This is a genomic window from Pseudomonas sp. NFACC39-1, from assembly GCF_900110355.1.
GTDB classification, from domain to species: domain Bacteria; phylum Pseudomonadota; class Gammaproteobacteria; order Pseudomonadales; family Pseudomonadaceae; genus Aquipseudomonas; species Aquipseudomonas tehranensis.
Genome location: NZ_FODL01000005.1, coordinates 390,628 through 405,094 on the forward strand (window position 1 = coordinate 390,628; position 14,467 = coordinate 405,094).

Sequence of the window (14,467 nt, forward strand, 5' to 3'; positions counted from 1 at the left end):
CATGCACGACCTTGAGCTGACCGAAGAGCAAGTGATGATCCGCGACATGGCCCGGGATTTTGCCCGCGGCGAGATCGCCCCTCATGCCCAGGCCTGGGAAAAAGCCGGCTGGATCGACGACGCCCTGGTGGCGAAGATGGGTGAACTGGGTCTGCTGGGCATGGTAGTGCCCGAGGAATGGGGCGGCACCTACGTCGATTACGTGGCCTATGCCCTCGCGGTGGAAGAAATCTCCGCGGGCGATGGCGCCACCGGGGCGCTGATGAGCATTCACAACTCGGTGGGTTGCGGGCCGGTCCTCAATTACGGCACTGAAGAGCAGAAGCAGACTTGGTTGGCCGATCTGGCCAGCGGCCAGTCCATTGGCTGCTTCTGCCTCACCGAACCCCAGGCCGGGTCCGAAGCCCACAACCTGCGCACCCGCGCCGAACTGCGGGACGGCCAATGGGTCATCAATGGCGCCAAGCAATTCGTCAGCAACGGCAAGCGCGCGAAGCTGGCGATTGTCTTTGCGGTGACGGACCCGGAGCTCGGCAAGAAAGGCATTTCCGCGTTTCTGGTGCCCACCGATACGCCGGGGTTCATCGTCGATCGCACCGAACACAAGATGGGCATTCGCGCCTCGGACACCTGCGCCGTCACCTTGAGCAACTGCAGCGTCCCCGAAGCAAACCTGTTGGGAGCACGAGGCAAAGGCCTGGCAATCGCCTTGTCCAACCTCGAAGGCGGCCGCATCGGCATTGCGGCGCAGGCCCTGGGCATCGCCCGTGCGGCGTTTGAAGCGGCCCTGGCTTACTCGCGGGACCGGGTGCAGTTCGACAAGCCGATCATCGAACACCAGAGCATCGCCAACCTGCTGGCCGACATGCACACCCGGCTGAACGCCGCCCGCCTGCTGATCCTCCATGCCGCCCGCCTGCGCAGCGCCGGCAAACCATGCCTGTCGGAGGCCTCCCAGGCCAAGCTGTTCGCCTCGGAAATGGCCGAGAAGGTCTGTTCCTCGGCGATACAGATTCATGGCGGGTACGGCTATCTAGAGGACTATCCGGTGGAGCGCTACTACCGCGATGCGCGGATTACCCAGATCTATGAAGGGTCGAGCGAGATCCAGCGAATGGTCATCGCCCGGGAGTTGAAACACTACCTGGTGTGATGGCTGCAAAAGCATCGCGAGCAGGCTCGCTCCCACAAGGTCCGGTGGCGAACGCAAATGCTGCGTACACCCGAGATCCAGTGTGGGAGCGGGCTTGCTCGCGAAAGCGGTGGATCAGTCACTTCTTATGCTGGATGTGCCGGCGTCTTCGCGGGCAAGCCCACTCCCACAGGGTTTCGGTGGCGTACGTCAATGCTGCGTACACCCGAGATCCAGTGTGGGAGCGGGCTTGCTCGCGAAAGCGGTGGATGAGTCACCTCTACGCTGGGTGTGCCGGCGTCTTCGCGGGCAAGCCCGCTCCCACAAGGTCCGGTGGCGAACGCAAATGCTGCATACACCCGAGATCCAGTGTGGGAGCGAGCCTGCTCGCGAAAGCGGTGGGTCAGTCACTTCTTATGCTGGATGTGCCGGCGTCTTCGCGGGCAAGCCCGCTCCCACAGGGTCCGGTGGCGAACGCAAATGCTGCGTACACCCGAGATCCAGTGTGGGAGCGGGCTTGCTCGCGAAAGCGGTGGGTCAGTCACTCCTATGCTGGATGTGTCGGCGTATTCGCGGGCAAGCCCGCTCCCACAGGGTTTCGGTGGCGTACGTCAATACTGCGTACACCAATGGACCCTGTGGGAGCGAGCCTGCTCGCGATGGCGTCAGTCAGGACGCCGCATTACTTGTCCTGAAACTCCGCCGCGCGCTTGGCCACGAACGCCGCCATGCCTTCCTTCTGATCATGCGTGGCAAATGCCGCATGAAAGACCCGGCGCTCGAAACGCACACCTTCGGACAGGCTGACTTCAAAGGCGCGGTTGACGCTCTCCTTGACCATCATGCTGATGGGCACTGACTTGGAGGCAATCAGAGCGGCGGTTTTCAGCGCGTCGTCGAGCAACTCATCGGCCGGCACGATGCGCGCGACGATACCGCAACGCTCGGCTTCCACTGCATCGATAAAACGGCCGGTCAGGCACATTTCCATGGCCTTGGCCTTGCCCACTGCGCGAGTCAGCCGCTGGGTGCCACCCATGCCCGGTAGCACCCCAAGGTTGATTTCCGGCTGGCCGAACTTGGCATTGTCACCGGCCAGGATAAAGTCGCACATCAACGCCAGTTCGCAACCACCGCCCAAGGCAAACCCGTTCACCGCCGCGATGATCGGCTTGCGCCGGTTGGCCACTCGGTCGCTGTCGCTAAACAGGTCATCGAGGTAAATCTGCGGATAGGTCAGCTCTGCCATCTCTTTGATGTCGGCACCGGCGGCAAAGGCTTTTTTCGAGCCAGTCAGCACGATGCAACCAATCTTCGGATCAGCCTCCAGCGTATCCAGCGCCTGGTTCAGCTCGCTGACGATCTGCGCGTTCAAGGCGTTCAACGCCTGGGGACGGTTGAGGGTGATCAGGCCAACGCGGTCCTTGATCTCCAATAAAATCGTTTCGTAGCTCATGCAGGACTCCTGTTAAGCATTTGTATATTTATCGACCCCCGTAGGAGCTGCCGAAGGCTGCGATCTTTTAAAAGACCTGAATCAAAAGATCGCAGTCTTGGGCAGCGCCTACGAAAGCGCTGTTCAAAGATTGCGCGAAATGACCATGCGCTGAATGTCGCTGGTGCCTTCGTAGATCTGGCAGACCCGAACGTCGCGGTAGATGCGCTCCAGCGGGAAGTCGTTGAGGTAACCGTAACCGCCCAGGGTTTGCAACGCCATGGAGCAGACTTTTTCGGCCATTTCCGAGGCGAACAGCTTGGCCATGGACGCTTGCACCAACGCCGGCTGGCCGTTGTCGCGCAAAGCAGCGGCGTAATGCACCATTTGCCGCGCTACGGCGATCTGGGTGGCCATGTCCGCCAGGCGGAACGCCACGGCCTGGTGCTCGATGATCGGTTTGCCGAAACTTTGCCGCTCGCGAGCATAATCGCGGGCCGCTTCGAACGCCGCGCGGGCCATGCCCACCGACTGCGCCGCAATGCCGACCCGCCCGCCTTCCAGGTTTGCCAGAGCGATCTTGTAACCCTCGCCCTCCTCCCCCAAGCGGTTGCCCACCGGAACACGCACATCCTCGAACAGGATCTGGCAGGTGTCGGAAGCGTGCTGACCAAGCTTGTCTTCGACCCGCGCCACGCTGTAGCCCGGCGAATCGGTGGGCACGATGAACGCACTGATGCCGCGCTTGCCGGCGCTCGGATCGGTCACCGCAAACACAATCACCACCCCGGCGTTCTGCCCGGAGGTGATGAACTGCTTGCAGCCATTGAGCACGTAGTGGTCGCCATTGAGCTTGGCGCGGGTCTTCAGACCGCTGGCGTCGGAACCGGCCTGGGGCTCGGTCAAGGCAAAGGCGCCCAGCATCGCGCCGCTGGCCAGCGGCTTGAGGAAACGTTCTTTCTGCTCGTCGTTGCCATACTTGAGAATCGGCACACAGCCCACCGAATTGTGCACGCTCATGATCGTCGAGCACGCACCGTCGCCGGCGGCGATTTCTTCCAGGGTCATGGCGTAGGCCAGGTAACCGGTGTCGCAACCGCCCCACTGTTCCGGCACGAGCATGCCGAAGAACCCCAGCTCGGCCATCTCGCCGATGGCTTCTTTCGGGAAGCGGTGCTCACGGTCCCACTCGGCGGCGAACGGTTTCAAGCGTTCCTGGGCGAAGTCTCGGGCCATGTCGCTGATTTGCGTCTGTTCTTCAGTCGGGAGCATGTCGATTCCTTAATACAGGCATTCAACGGCCATGGCCGTGGCTTCGCCGCCACCGATGCAGATGGCCGCGACGCCACGCTTGAGGCCTTTCTGGCGCAGGGCCGAAAGCAGCGTCACCAGGATCCGCGCGCCCGACGCACCGATGGGGTGGCCCAACGCGCAGGCGCCGCCATGGACGTTGACCTTGTCATGGGGGATCTCCAGCGCGCCCATGGTCGCCAACGCCACTACCGCGAAAGCCTCGTTGATTTCAAACAGCTCCACGTCGTCGAGCGACCAACCGGTTTTGTCCATCAGTTTCTTCACCGCGCCGATGGGGGCGGTGGGGAACAGGCTCGGCGTGTCGGCAAACGCGGCGTGGCCGTGAATCACCGCCAACGGCTTCAAACCTCGCTCCCGGGCCTGGCTCTGGCGCATCAGGACCAGGGCTGCGGCACCGTCAGAGATGGAACTGGCATTGGCTGCGGTCACCGTTCCGCCCTCGCGGAACGCCGGTTTGAGCGAGGCGATCTTGTCCAGGCGGGCCTTGGGCGGCTGCTCATCGTGGCGCACGGTGACCTGTTCCTTGCCGACCATGACCTGCAACGGCACGATCTCGGCGTCGAAACTTCCGTCCTTGATCGCCTGTTGGGCGCGGGTGGTGGAGGCGATGGCGAAGTCATCCTGGGCTTGGCGACTGAAACCGTTGGCTTCAGCGCAATCTTCGGCAAAGGTGCCCATCAGGCGGCCCTTGTCGTAGGCATCTTCCAGGCCATCGAGGAACATATGGTCGAGCACCTTGCCGTGGCCCATGCGCAAACCGCTGCGGGCGCGGTCGAGCAGATATGGCGCGTTGGACATGCTTTCCATGCCGCCAGCCACGACCACCTCGGCGCTGCCGGCGATCAGCATGTCATGGGCGAGAATTGCCGCTTCCATGCCCGAACCACACATCTTGTTGAGCGTGGTGCAGCGGGTCGACTTGTCGAGCCCAGCCCCCAGCGCGGCCTGGCGCGCCGGGGCCTGGCCCTGGCCTGCCGCGAGCACACAGCCAAACAGCACTTCTTCCACCGCATCAGGCGCAATACCGGCCCGCTCCACGGCAGCTTTAATGGCAGCGGCTCCCAGTTGCGGGGCGCTGAGGCTTTTCAGTTCACCTTGAAAGCCGCCCATGGGGGTGCGGACGGCGCTGACGATAACAATCGGATCATGGGACATGACAGTTGCTCCTACTTGGCAGCCATACGCAAGGCGCCGTCGAGACGGATCACCTCACCGTTGAGCATGGTGTTTTCAATGATATGCCTGACCAGCGCCGCGTACTCGGCCGGTTTGCCCAGGCGCGGTGGAAACGGCACGCCGGCGGCCAGGGAGTCGCGTACTTCAGGCGTCATGCCGGCCATCATCGGGGTTTCGAAAATACCTGGGGCGATGGTCATCACACGGATGCCGAAGCGCGCCAGTTCCCGGGCGGCCGGCAGGGTCAGGCTGGCGATGGCGCCTTTGGAGGCCGCGTAGGCAGCCTGGCCGATCTGGCCGTCGAAGGCCGCCACCGACGCGGTGTTGATGATCACACCACGTTCACCGTCAGCATCGGCCTCGGTTTCACTGATGGCGGCGGCGGCCAGACGCAGCAAATTGAAGCTGCCGATCAGGTTGACGTTGATCACCTGACTGAAGCTGGCCAGCGCGTGTGGGCCGTTCTTGCCGAGGATCTTTTCGCCGCGCACGATGCCGGCGCAGTTCACCAGGCCGTTGAGGCCGCCGAACGCATCCACGGTGGCCTTGACCGCCGCAGCCGCAGCCGCCTCGTCACTGATATCCGCCACCACGCTCTGGCACCCAAGCTTTTGCGCCTGGGCAGCCACGGCTTCGGCATTGAGATCCACCAGCATCACCTTGGCGCCGGCCTTGACCAGCATCTCGCCGGTGGCCGCGCCGAGGCCGGACGCGCCACCGCTGACGAGGAAAATCTTGTTGTCGATCTGCATCATGGTTTCCTTGGATTCAAGCTGAAACGTTATGCGCCGCGGCTTCTTGGGCCTTGGCGACTTCCTGATTGCGCAAGATAAAGCGCTGCAATTTGCCGCTTGGGGTTTTCGGCAAATCACTGACAAATTCGATTTCACGGGGATAGGCATGAGCGGCGAGGCGCTTACGCACGTGCTGGCGCAGCTCTTCGGCCAGCTCCGGCGCGGCGCGGTACTGGGCCCCGAGCACCACGAAGGCTTTCACCAGTTCGGTGCGCTCGGGATCGGGCTTGCCGACCACCGCAGCCTCGACCACGGCCGGGTGTTCGATCAATGCGCTTTCCACGTCGAACGGGCCGACGCGATAGCCGGAAGTGGTGATCACGTCGTCGCTGCGGCCGACGAAGCTGATACTGCCATCGGGGTTGAACTCAACGGTGTCGCCGCTCAGGTAATAATCGCCGACGAACGCCTTGGTGGGCCCGCCCTCATAACCAGCGAACCAGCACATCGGTGACTGGCTGCGGTCGACGGCGAGAATGCCCGGCTGACCCACGCCCAATTCACGGTTATTTTCATCCAGCACCACGATCCGGTGGCCCGGCGAGGCGAAACCGGCCGCGCCCATGTGCACCGGATGCTCCAACCCGTGGTGATTGCACAGCACCATGCCCAGTTCGGTCTGGCCGTAATGATCGTGGATCACCACGTTCAGGTTGTTGGCAAACCAGCGGATGACCTCCGGGTTCAGCGGCTCGCCGGCGCTGCTGACCACGCGCAGCGTGCCCTTGATCGAGCGGGCGAACTGCTCGCCCCCAGCGATTAGCAAACGATAGGCGGTGGGTGAACCGGCGAGGTTGGTGATGCCGTACTTGTTGATGACTCGGCAAGTGCTTTCCAGGGTGAACGGCCCATCGTAGAACGTGATGGGATGCCCCATTGCCAGAGGGCCAGTCACACCGAAGTAGATGCCGTAGGCCCAGCCCGGGTCAGCGACGTTCCAGAAGGCGTCTTCGGGACGCAGGTCCACGGCGTCACGCATGTAGTTCTGGAATGCGACGATGGCCTTGAGCGGCACCGACAGCGCCTTGGCCGGCCCGGTGGTGCCGGAGGTAAACATCAGCAGGAACGGGTCTTCGCCACTGAGCATCACCGGTTCGCAGTGGTTTGCATGGTTCGCCACTTCTGCCCAGAAACTGTAATCGCCGCGAACGATGCCCTGGCCTTTTGCGCCGCCGACGGTGACCACTGTGGGGCAATCGGCAACATCGTTGAGTTTGGGGCGATTGACCGCGTCGGTGACCACAACACGCGCGCCTGAGCTGCCCAGGCGATGTTCGATGGCCTTGGGGCCGAATGCAGTGAACAGCGGCTGATACACCGCGCCGATGCGCCAGGTGGCGAGTACCACGATCAGCAGTTCAGCGGTGCGCGGCAGCAGGCCGGCCACCTTGTCACCCTTGCCCACGCCTTGGGCAAGGAGGAAATTGGCAAACCGCGCGGCGTTATCCTGCAGGTCACGGTAAGTCCAGGTCGCATCGCTGCCGTCACGGCCCTCCCAGAACAAGGCAATGCGCCCCGGCAACGCATGCCGGTCGCAACACTCGACACAGGCGTTCAGCGCCTCGAGCGAGCCGTGCAGTGCGGTATTGACGGTGTGCAGGTAATCGAACTGTGACGTGGCGGACGAGTAATCGCGCATGACCAGAATCCCTCTGTACTTTTTATTGGTTGGGGGAACCGTAAACAGCAGCGAAATACTCGCGCCGAAGGGCTTGGGCGGCAATGGTCAAAGCTATCAAGTTGCTTGACTGGTTTGGCCATGGTTGGGTGATCTGGAGTCTGAGAGGCTCGCTCCCACCGGGGCAATGCGACCTCTATGTGGGAGCAAGGCTTGCCCGCGATAGCGTCAACCCAGCCAACCCACATGCCGGATCAGCCAGGATCGTTGAGGATCAGGCTGCGATAATGCCCCGGATTGGACCCGGACCACTTGCGAAACGCCTTGTAAAAAGAACTGGCATCGGCAAACCCCAGGCGCGCGGCGATTTCCACGAAGCTGATGGAAGGTTCGGCTAGCCAGTTGATGGCCAACTCCTTGCGCACACTGTCCTTGAGCCCTTGATACGTCTGGCCCTCCTCCGCCAAGCGGCGGCGCAGGGTCGAGGCCGAAACACACAATTGCTGGGCCAGAGCCTCGGTCTCCGGCCACTGCTCGGGCGGTAACTGGCGCAGGTCGTGCCGGATGCGGCTGGCAAGGCTTTGCGGGTCGCGATACTTGACCAGGATGTTGGCCGGTGCCTGGGCCAGAAAGCGGTGGAGTTCCTCGGTGCTGCGTCGGATGGGCAGGTCCAGGCATTCGGCGGCGAAGATCATCCGGGTGCGGGGCCGGTCAAAGCGCAGGTTTCGCGAGAACATCACACGATAGTCGTCGCAGAAATCCGGTTCCGGGCAACGCAACTCAATGGAAAGAATCGGAATACGCCGCCCGGCCAGCCAGCAGGCCACGCCATGAACAATCATCCAGTAGGTGAAATAGGTGAAGGCCCGGCGCGGGTCCTGATCGTCCTCCAGCAGGACGATCTCCGCCAGGCTCTGCTGGCGGCTCCACTGAGCCGGCAACTGTTCGAACATCAGCGAGAGGAACCCAAGCCCCGCGGTCAACCCGCCCGCCAACGTCGGCTGGGCCATGGCGCATTGGCAAAGAAAGGCCAGGCTGCCCGACTTGAGTTTGCGCCCATCCATGCCGAAAAACTCGTCATCCAGGCGCCTGGCCAACAAACGCCAGAGCCGCGCATAGGCGTGAGCCGGGACCCTCGCCTGGGGGGTGTCGAGCAATCCTGGATCGATACCGACCTTGCTCAGCACTTCATCGGTGGCCGGCCCAGGGGCGCAGCTTTGCAGCAGCGCCTCACGCACCAACTGGATGGAGATGGTGTCTTTTTCCGACATGGCACGGGCTTTCACAGGATCCGGTAAAGCAGCCGCTCTATCCGCACCCGGCTGACCCGTTTCAGAAACCTGGCGACTGCGGCGGGATAGTCCGGCAGGGTTTCCAGGTCCAGGTATCGATCGATGCGCCGGGTGTGCTGGTAAATCTGCTCAAGCTCGGCCTGGCGTGGCCCCAGTAGCTCGCCCTTGGGGTCATCCAGCAACAACGCGTTTTCCAGGTCCAGGCGAAACGCTCGCGGGTTGAGGTTATTGCCGGTCAACAACGTATAGCGCTCGTCGATCCACATGCCCTTGAGGTGATAGGTGTTGTCGCCGTCACGCCACAGGTGCAGGTTCAACTGGCCGCTGTCAATGTAGCGCTGATGCCGCTTGGCGAAGCGTCGCAGGCTGATTTCGTAGAGATAGGGCAGCGCGGCGATGATCTTGAACGGCTCGCTGGGCGGCATGTAGAAGTCATTGGCGGTTTTGTCGCCGACGATAATGTCGATCTTGACCCCGCGAGCCAGCGCGCGATTGATCTCCCGGGTCACCCCCAGGGGCAGATTGAAATACGGCGTGCAGATGGTCAGTTGCCGGCGGCTGCTGGCAATCAATTCACCGATCACCCGGCTCAACGGATTGTTCTTGCCCACGCCCAGCAACGGGCTCACCGACAGGCCGCTCCTGTCGAGGCTGCCGGCCTGCGTGTCATACGCTGCGTACTTGAGCCGGCTGCGCAGATCGCCGATGTCCTTGCGCAGGCTGCGAGTGCTGGGCAGGTTCGGCAAATCCAGACGATGCACAGCGCTGGAAGCAATCAAACCATGCTGTATCAGGTGCTGCATCGAATCGGCCAGCGCCTCATTTCGCAACAGGTGGTAGCGGTCGTAGCGGTATTTGTCGAACTTGTGCAGGTAGACGTTATTGAGGCTGGCGCCGCTGTAAAGCACACAGTCGTCGATCACGAAACCTTTGAGGTGCAGCACGCCGAACAACTCGCGGGTCTGCACCGGCACACCGTAGATCGGCACTTCGCTGGCGTGAGTGCGGGTCTGCTCCTGATACCACGCCGAATTGCCCGGCTGCTTCTTGGCACCAATCAGCCCGCGCTGGGCTCGCAGCCAGTCCACCACCACGACCACGTCCAGTTCCGGACGCTTGGCCTTGGCGGCGTGCAAGGCATCGAGGATTTCCTGCCCGGCCTCGTCCTCTTGCAGGTACAGGGCGACGATGTAGATGCGCTGGGTGGCCTGGGCGATTTTCTCCAGCAGGCAACGGCGGAACTGGGCTGCGCCATCGAGGATGGTCACGGCATCGGCGGTCAGTGCAAAGCTGCGTAGCTTAGGCAGCAAGGGGCGTTTGAAAAGCGACGGCATAGGGCTCGCAAAAGGTCGAATCCGAAGAATGGTTGAGCTTACACCATCGATGGGTTCGGGTCTTCAGGGCGTCATGAAAAAACAATTTGACCAAGGAGAACGATCGTTCTACTCTTGGCGCCATGAACGAAATCAATAGCAATGAGACCCGAGACATTATTCTCGATGTCGCCGAAAAGTTGATCTATAAAAGTGGCATCGCGGCCACCGGCATGGACCTACTGGTGAAAACCGCCGGCGTCTCCAGGAAAAGTATCTATCGCTACTTTACCAATAAGGACGATCTGATCGTGGCCGCCCTCCAGCGGCGTGACGAGCGCTGGATGCACTGGTTCAGCAGTGAGGTCGACAAGGCCCCTACTCCGCGCGCTCGGCTGCTCAACCTGTTTACCGTGCTCAAAGCCTGGTTCGACAGCGAAGGCTTCCGCGGCTGTGCATTCATCAACACCAGTGGCGAAACCGGCGACCCACAGAACCCGGTCCGCCAGGTCGCCAAACTGCATAAACAGAAGTTGCTCGATTATGTAACCCGGCTATGCACAGAACAAGGCGTCGAGCGCCCGGACGCCTTGGCCCGACAGTTACTGATCCTGATCGATGGCGCCATTACCGTCGCACTGGTCATGGGCGATCACAGCGCAGCCGACCAGGCCCAAAACATACTCACGTCTTTATTGGCCGACACTGAATAACCTGTTTCCTGTAAACCGCTGTGCCACTTGCTCAATCACTCACTGGAGATCTGCCATGTCATCCACTGCTGAAGTTCGTCCGCCGCTGCCGCCGTTCACCCGTGAATCGGCCATTGAAAAAGTCCGCCTGGCCGAAGACGGCTGGAACTCCCGCGACCCGCAACGGGTGTCCCTGGCCTATACGCTGGACACTCAATGGCGCAACCGTGCCGAATTCGCCCATAGCCGCGAAGAGGCCAAGGCATTTTTGACCCGCAAATGGGCCAAGGAACTGGACTACCGGCTGATCAAGGAACTGTGGGCCTTCACCGGCAACCGTATCGCCGTACGCTACGCCTACGAATGGCACGACGATTCGGGCAACTGGTTCCGTTCCTACGGCAATGAAAACTGGGAGTTTGACGAGCAAGGGTTGATGTCCAACCGCTACGCCTGCATCAACGACATGCCGATCAAGGAAAGCGAACGCAAATTCCATTGGCCGCTGGGGCGCCGGCCGGATGATCATCCGGGGCTGTCTGACCTGGGGCTGTAAGCCCACAGCATTTGTATAGGCAACAGAAACCTTGTGGGAGCGGGCTTGCTCGCGAAGACGGTTGCTCATCCAGCATTACTACCCGCTGAAGCACCGCTTTCGCGAGCAAGCCCGCTCCTACATGGGTGCTGCGGGGCTCGGCCCAGCGCCCGCTCGCAACGGCGCTAGACAAGCGGCCACTCACCAGGGTTGACCGGCATGCCGTCAGGCATCACATTGCCTGGACCGCCGAGACATTCAGGGGCGGTTCGATTGTTGCTGACCTGTGGAGCCCATGACTGCGTCGATTCCAATCCGTCCCCCCTGCCCGCCTGGTGTCTGTGACTGCGGGCGTGATGTGTTGCTGCAAACCCCGGGCAGTGACCTGCGCATCCTTTGCTTTAACCGCCAGGAAGAAAAACGCCTGCTCGAACGGCTGGAAAATATCCAGAGCCTGGACGAACTCCAACGGTTGCAGCAGCGTATGTACGAGAACCTCGGAATCCGCCTGACCGTCGAACCGGGCTACAACGAAGTGCGCACCATGCGCGGCATCGCCATCGAGTTCCAGGCGCAGCCCGGCCTGTGCCGCAAGATTCGCCAGTCGATCCCCACCGCCATTCGACGCGGGTTGGAAAAACGTCCCGAAATCGCCTGGCGACTGCTCGATGCCCACGACCTGTTCCGTGACGCCTGAAAAACAGCTTCATCCCTGAAGCTGCACACCGGCCTAGAAGTCCACGGTGGCCGAAAGCAGGTAAGTGCGCGGCGTTGCCAGCGTCAAGCCTGCCTCACTGTCATCCGAGGCGCCGGCGGAACTCCAGTAGCGCTTGTCCGCGACGTTTTCGACATTGGCACGCAGCGTGATGTTCTTCTGGTCCACCTTGAACGCGTAGCGCGCGCCCACATCCAAACGCTCCCAGGAATCGATTTCCTTGGTGTTGGACTGGTCCAGGTACTGGGCGCTGGAGTGGATGGCGCGGCTGGTCAGGGTCAGGCCCTGCACAGTCGGCACATCCCACTCGGCGCCCAGGTTGAGGTTGTATTTGGGCGTGGCCGGCGCCCGATTGCCATCAAAGGTGCCATTGGTGGTGTCGGTCAACTCGCTGTCGATGTACATGACCCCGCCGAGCAAACGCAACCCCTTGAGCGGCTCACCAAACATGTTCAACTCAACCCCGGTGTTCTCACGTTTGCCGTTCGGACCGAAAACACGGGTCGTGGCGTCGGTCGCATAGGCAGGCTGCTTGATCCGGAAAACGGCGGCGGTGACGGCGAGCGCACCCGCGTCATATTTGGCACCGACCTCGACCTGACGACTGATGAACGGCGGGAATATTTCGTCCTCGTTGACCGAGGTCGATGGCGCGATCTTGCCCTGGCTCAAGCCTTCCATGTAGTTGGCATACAGCGACAGCTTATCGGTGGCCTTGAACAGGATCCCGCCCGACGGCGACATCTTCTCCTCGTCGTACGCGGTGGCGCCTTTGACGTTATTCGTCCAGTCGTCAACCTTGATCCGCTGCCAGCGGGTGCCCAGGGTCAGCAGCAGTCGATCATCGAAGAAACCCAGGGTGTCGGACAACGCCACGCCCGTGGAGCGGTTTTCGGTATAGACCTTGTTGTCCTGGCGCGTGGGGTCTCCCGGCGTCGGCGTTTGCACCGGGTCATACAGGTTGCTCGGAGACGAAGCATAACGCGCGCCGCCATTGGTGAAGTCCATGTAGAAATAGCTGGCGGCCAGATTGATCTCATGGCTCACCGGGCCGGTATGGAACCAGTTGCGCACTCCGGCCGTGGCCGTGCGGACATTTTCATCCCGGGTAAAGTCGCGGGGTTGAACGCTGAAATCGCCCGCGTCGTTGCTGACCGAAACGTTATGGCGCAGGAAGTCATGATCACTTTTACGCGCCCCTGCGCCGCCGTACAGCATCACCGAATCGTTGACATCGTATTCGGCATTGACTGTACCGAAAGTGTCCTGGGTACGTGCCTTGCTCCAGCGCTGAGCGTAGTTGCGGCGCACATCGCTGGCATGCGGGACCTGTGCGTTGGCACCTACCAGTACGCGCTCCTGCGGCGCGTCGGTATCGCGCTCGGTGCGCCCGATGTCCGTCGAGAGGCGCAAACGCTCGCCACGAAAATCCAGGCCCAGCACGGCCATGTCGCGGTCGACACTCTGGTGATCCCATTCGGTGTCGCCGGACTGCTTCACGCCGTTGAAACGAACGCCGAACTTGTTGTCTTCACCAAAACGCCGGGCGACATCCACGGCCCCGCCGAGCTGGTTGTTGGAGGCGTAGCTGCCCGTGAACGAAGTGATGGGTTTGTCGGTGGCCCGCTTGGGCACCACATTGATCCCGCCCCCCACGCTGCCACGTGGCGAGACGCCGTTGATGAGCTGGGTCGGGCCCTTGATGATGTCGACGCGGTCGGCCATCTCCATGTCGATCGAATAGGTCGGCAGGATGCCGTAGAGGCCGTTGTAGGCGACATCACTGTTGAACAGACTGAAACCACGAATGGTGAACTGCTCGAAACGCCCGCCCGCCGGATTGGTGGCGCGAACCGAAGGGTCGCTGGCGATCAGGTCGCCCAGGGTACGAGCCTGCTGGTTCTTGACCACTTCGCTGGTATAGGTGGTCATGCTGAACGGGGTTTCCATGAAATCCCGCGACCCGAGCAAGCCTTGCGAGCCGCGGCGCGCAACCTGGCCACCGGCATAGGGTTCGCCCTGCGCCAGGCTCGTGGCCCCCATGATCGAGGTGGGAGCCAGTTGCAAGCTGCTGCCTTCCGGGGCCGGAGTCAGGATGTAAGCCTGCTCGCCCACTGGCTGCAGTTGCAGACCCGAGCCCTGCAACAGTCGGGCAAAGCCCTCCTCCACGGCATACTCACCCGACAGACCGGCGCTGTTACGCCCGCTCACCAGGGTCGGGTCGACCGACAGGTTGACACCCGCCAGGCCGGCGAACCGGGTCAGCGCGGCGCTGAGGCTGCCGGCCGGCACCTGATAGCTGCGTCGAGCAGCTTCTTCGGCCTGGCTGGAGGACATGAACAATGGACTGGCGCTCAGGCTTAGCACGAGGCTCAGGTTCAACAGCGCACGCCGGTCGGCAAAGGCCGGGCGAAAACGCAAAGGTACGACTGCGGACATTGGGGGGAGCTC

12 protein-coding genes are annotated in these 14,467 nt (G+C 62.0%); 4 read left to right on the forward strand and 8 right to left on the reverse strand.

The features are described 5' to 3' along the window. The first annotated feature begins 1 nt into the window (after position 1). Positions 2 to 1,153 (forward strand): acyl-CoA dehydrogenase family protein, encoded by a 1,152-nt coding sequence (locus tag BMY45_RS13650; protein WP_092398355.1) that lies wholly within the window; start codon positions 2 to 4, stop codon positions 1,151 to 1,153. Between the two features lie 661 nt (positions 1,154 to 1,814). Here BMY45_RS13650 and BMY45_RS13660 read toward each other — a convergent pair. The 7 genes from BMY45_RS13660 to pssA form a co-directional block, all read right to left on the reverse strand. Continuing rightward, positions 1,815 to 2,588 (reverse strand): enoyl-CoA hydratase, encoded by a 774-nt coding sequence (locus tag BMY45_RS13660; protein WP_092398359.1) that lies wholly within the window; start codon positions 2,586 to 2,588, stop codon positions 1,815 to 1,817. 123 nt (positions 2,589 to 2,711) lie between these two features. Continuing rightward, the gene (locus BMY45_RS13665; protein ID WP_092398361.1) at positions 2,712 to 3,839 is read right to left on the reverse strand and encodes an acyl-CoA dehydrogenase; all 1,128 of its coding nucleotides are present in this window, start codon (positions 3,837 to 3,839) and stop codon (positions 2,712 to 2,714) included. A gap of 9 nt (positions 3,840 to 3,848) precedes the next feature. After that, positions 3,849 to 5,036: an acetyl-CoA C-acyltransferase gene (locus BMY45_RS13670; RefSeq protein ID WP_092398363.1), complete on the reverse strand. Its 1,188-nt coding sequence runs from the start codon at positions 5,034 to 5,036 to the stop codon at positions 3,849 to 3,851. A gap of 11 nt (positions 5,037 to 5,047) precedes the next feature. Beyond that, positions 5,048 to 5,809 (reverse strand): SDR family NAD(P)-dependent oxidoreductase, encoded by a 762-nt coding sequence (locus tag BMY45_RS13675; protein WP_092398365.1) that lies wholly within the window; start codon positions 5,807 to 5,809, stop codon positions 5,048 to 5,050. A 16-nt stretch (positions 5,810 to 5,825) separates the two neighbouring features. Then, the gene (locus BMY45_RS13680) at positions 5,826 to 7,490 is read right to left on the reverse strand and encodes an AMP-binding protein (protein ID WP_092398367.1); all 1,665 of its coding nucleotides are present in this window, start codon (positions 7,488 to 7,490) and stop codon (positions 5,826 to 5,828) included. Between the two features lie 233 nt (positions 7,491 to 7,723). Further along, positions 7,724 to 8,740 (reverse strand): AraC family transcriptional regulator, encoded by a 1,017-nt coding sequence (locus tag BMY45_RS13685; protein ID WP_092398602.1) that lies wholly within the window; start codon positions 8,738 to 8,740, stop codon positions 7,724 to 7,726. Between the two features lie 11 nt (positions 8,741 to 8,751). Further along, positions 8,752 to 10,095 carry a CDP-diacylglycerol--serine O-phosphatidyltransferase gene (gene pssA, locus BMY45_RS13690; RefSeq protein ID WP_092398369.1) on the reverse strand — a complete coding sequence of 448 codons (1,344 nt, stop codon included), beginning with the start codon at positions 10,093 to 10,095 and terminating at the stop codon, positions 8,752 to 8,754. A 122-nt stretch (positions 10,096 to 10,217) separates the two neighbouring features. On the opposite strand from pssA, the gene BMY45_RS13695 reads away from it, so the two are divergent. The 3 genes from BMY45_RS13695 to BMY45_RS13705 all read left to right on the forward strand — a co-directional run bounded on the left by BMY45_RS13695 (position 10,218) and on the right by BMY45_RS13705 (position 11,998). Further along, complete coding sequence (locus tag BMY45_RS13695) at positions 10,218 to 10,787, forward strand: TetR/AcrR family transcriptional regulator (protein ID WP_092398371.1); 570 nt, start codon at positions 10,218 to 10,220, stop codon at positions 10,785 to 10,787. Between the two features lie 55 nt (positions 10,788 to 10,842). Beyond that, entirely contained in the window at positions 10,843 to 11,322 is a 480-nt protein-coding gene (locus BMY45_RS13700) for a nuclear transport factor 2 family protein (RefSeq protein WP_092398373.1), read from the forward strand. 274 nt (positions 11,323 to 11,596) lie between these two features. Next, complete coding sequence (locus BMY45_RS13705; protein WP_092398375.1) at positions 11,597 to 11,998, forward strand: hypothetical protein; 402 nt, start codon at positions 11,597 to 11,599, stop codon at positions 11,996 to 11,998. A 33-nt stretch (positions 11,999 to 12,031) separates the two neighbouring features. Here BMY45_RS13705 and BMY45_RS13710 read toward each other — a convergent pair whose 3' ends face one another. Next, positions 12,032 to 14,455 (reverse strand): TonB-dependent receptor, encoded by a 2,424-nt coding sequence (locus BMY45_RS13710; protein ID WP_092398377.1) that lies wholly within the window; start codon positions 14,453 to 14,455, stop codon positions 12,032 to 12,034. Positions 14,456 to 14,467: the final 12 nt, after the last annotated feature.

Coding starts and splice junctions, on each gene's coding strand:
- BMY45_RS13650 (WP_092398355.1), top strand. CDS start 2: ATGCACGACCTTGAGCTGACCGAAGAGCAAGTGATGATCCGCGACATG.
- BMY45_RS13660 (WP_092398359.1), bottom strand. CDS start 2,588: ATGAGCTACGAAACGATTTTATTGGAGATCAAGGACCGCGTTGGCCTG.
- BMY45_RS13665 (WP_092398361.1), bottom strand. CDS start 3,839: ATGCTCCCGACTGAAGAACAGACGCAAATCAGCGACATGGCCCGAGAC.
- BMY45_RS13670 (WP_092398363.1), bottom strand. CDS start 5,036: ATGTCCCATGATCCGATTGTTATCGTCAGCGCCGTCCGCACCCCCATG.
- BMY45_RS13675 (WP_092398365.1), bottom strand. CDS start 5,809: ATGCAGATCGACAACAAGATTTTCCTCGTCAGCGGTGGCGCGTCCGGC.
- BMY45_RS13680 (WP_092398367.1), bottom strand. CDS start 7,490: ATGCGCGATTACTCGTCCGCCACGTCACAGTTCGATTACCTGCACACC.
- BMY45_RS13685 (WP_092398602.1), bottom strand. CDS start 8,740: ATGTCGGAAAAAGACACCATCTCCATCCAGTTGGTGCGTGAGGCGCTG.
- pssA (WP_092398369.1), bottom strand. CDS start 10,095: ATGCCGTCGCTTTTCAAACGCCCCTTGCTGCCTAAGCTACGCAGCTTT.
- BMY45_RS13695 (WP_092398371.1), top strand. CDS start 10,218: ATGAACGAAATCAATAGCAATGAGACCCGAGACATTATTCTCGATGTC.
- BMY45_RS13700 (WP_092398373.1), top strand. CDS start 10,843: ATGTCATCCACTGCTGAAGTTCGTCCGCCGCTGCCGCCGTTCACCCGT.
- BMY45_RS13705 (WP_092398375.1), top strand. CDS start 11,597: ATGACTGCGTCGATTCCAATCCGTCCCCCCTGCCCGCCTGGTGTCTGT.
- BMY45_RS13710 (WP_092398377.1), bottom strand. CDS start 14,455: ATGTCCGCAGTCGTACCTTTGCGTTTTCGCCCGGCCTTTGCCGACCGG.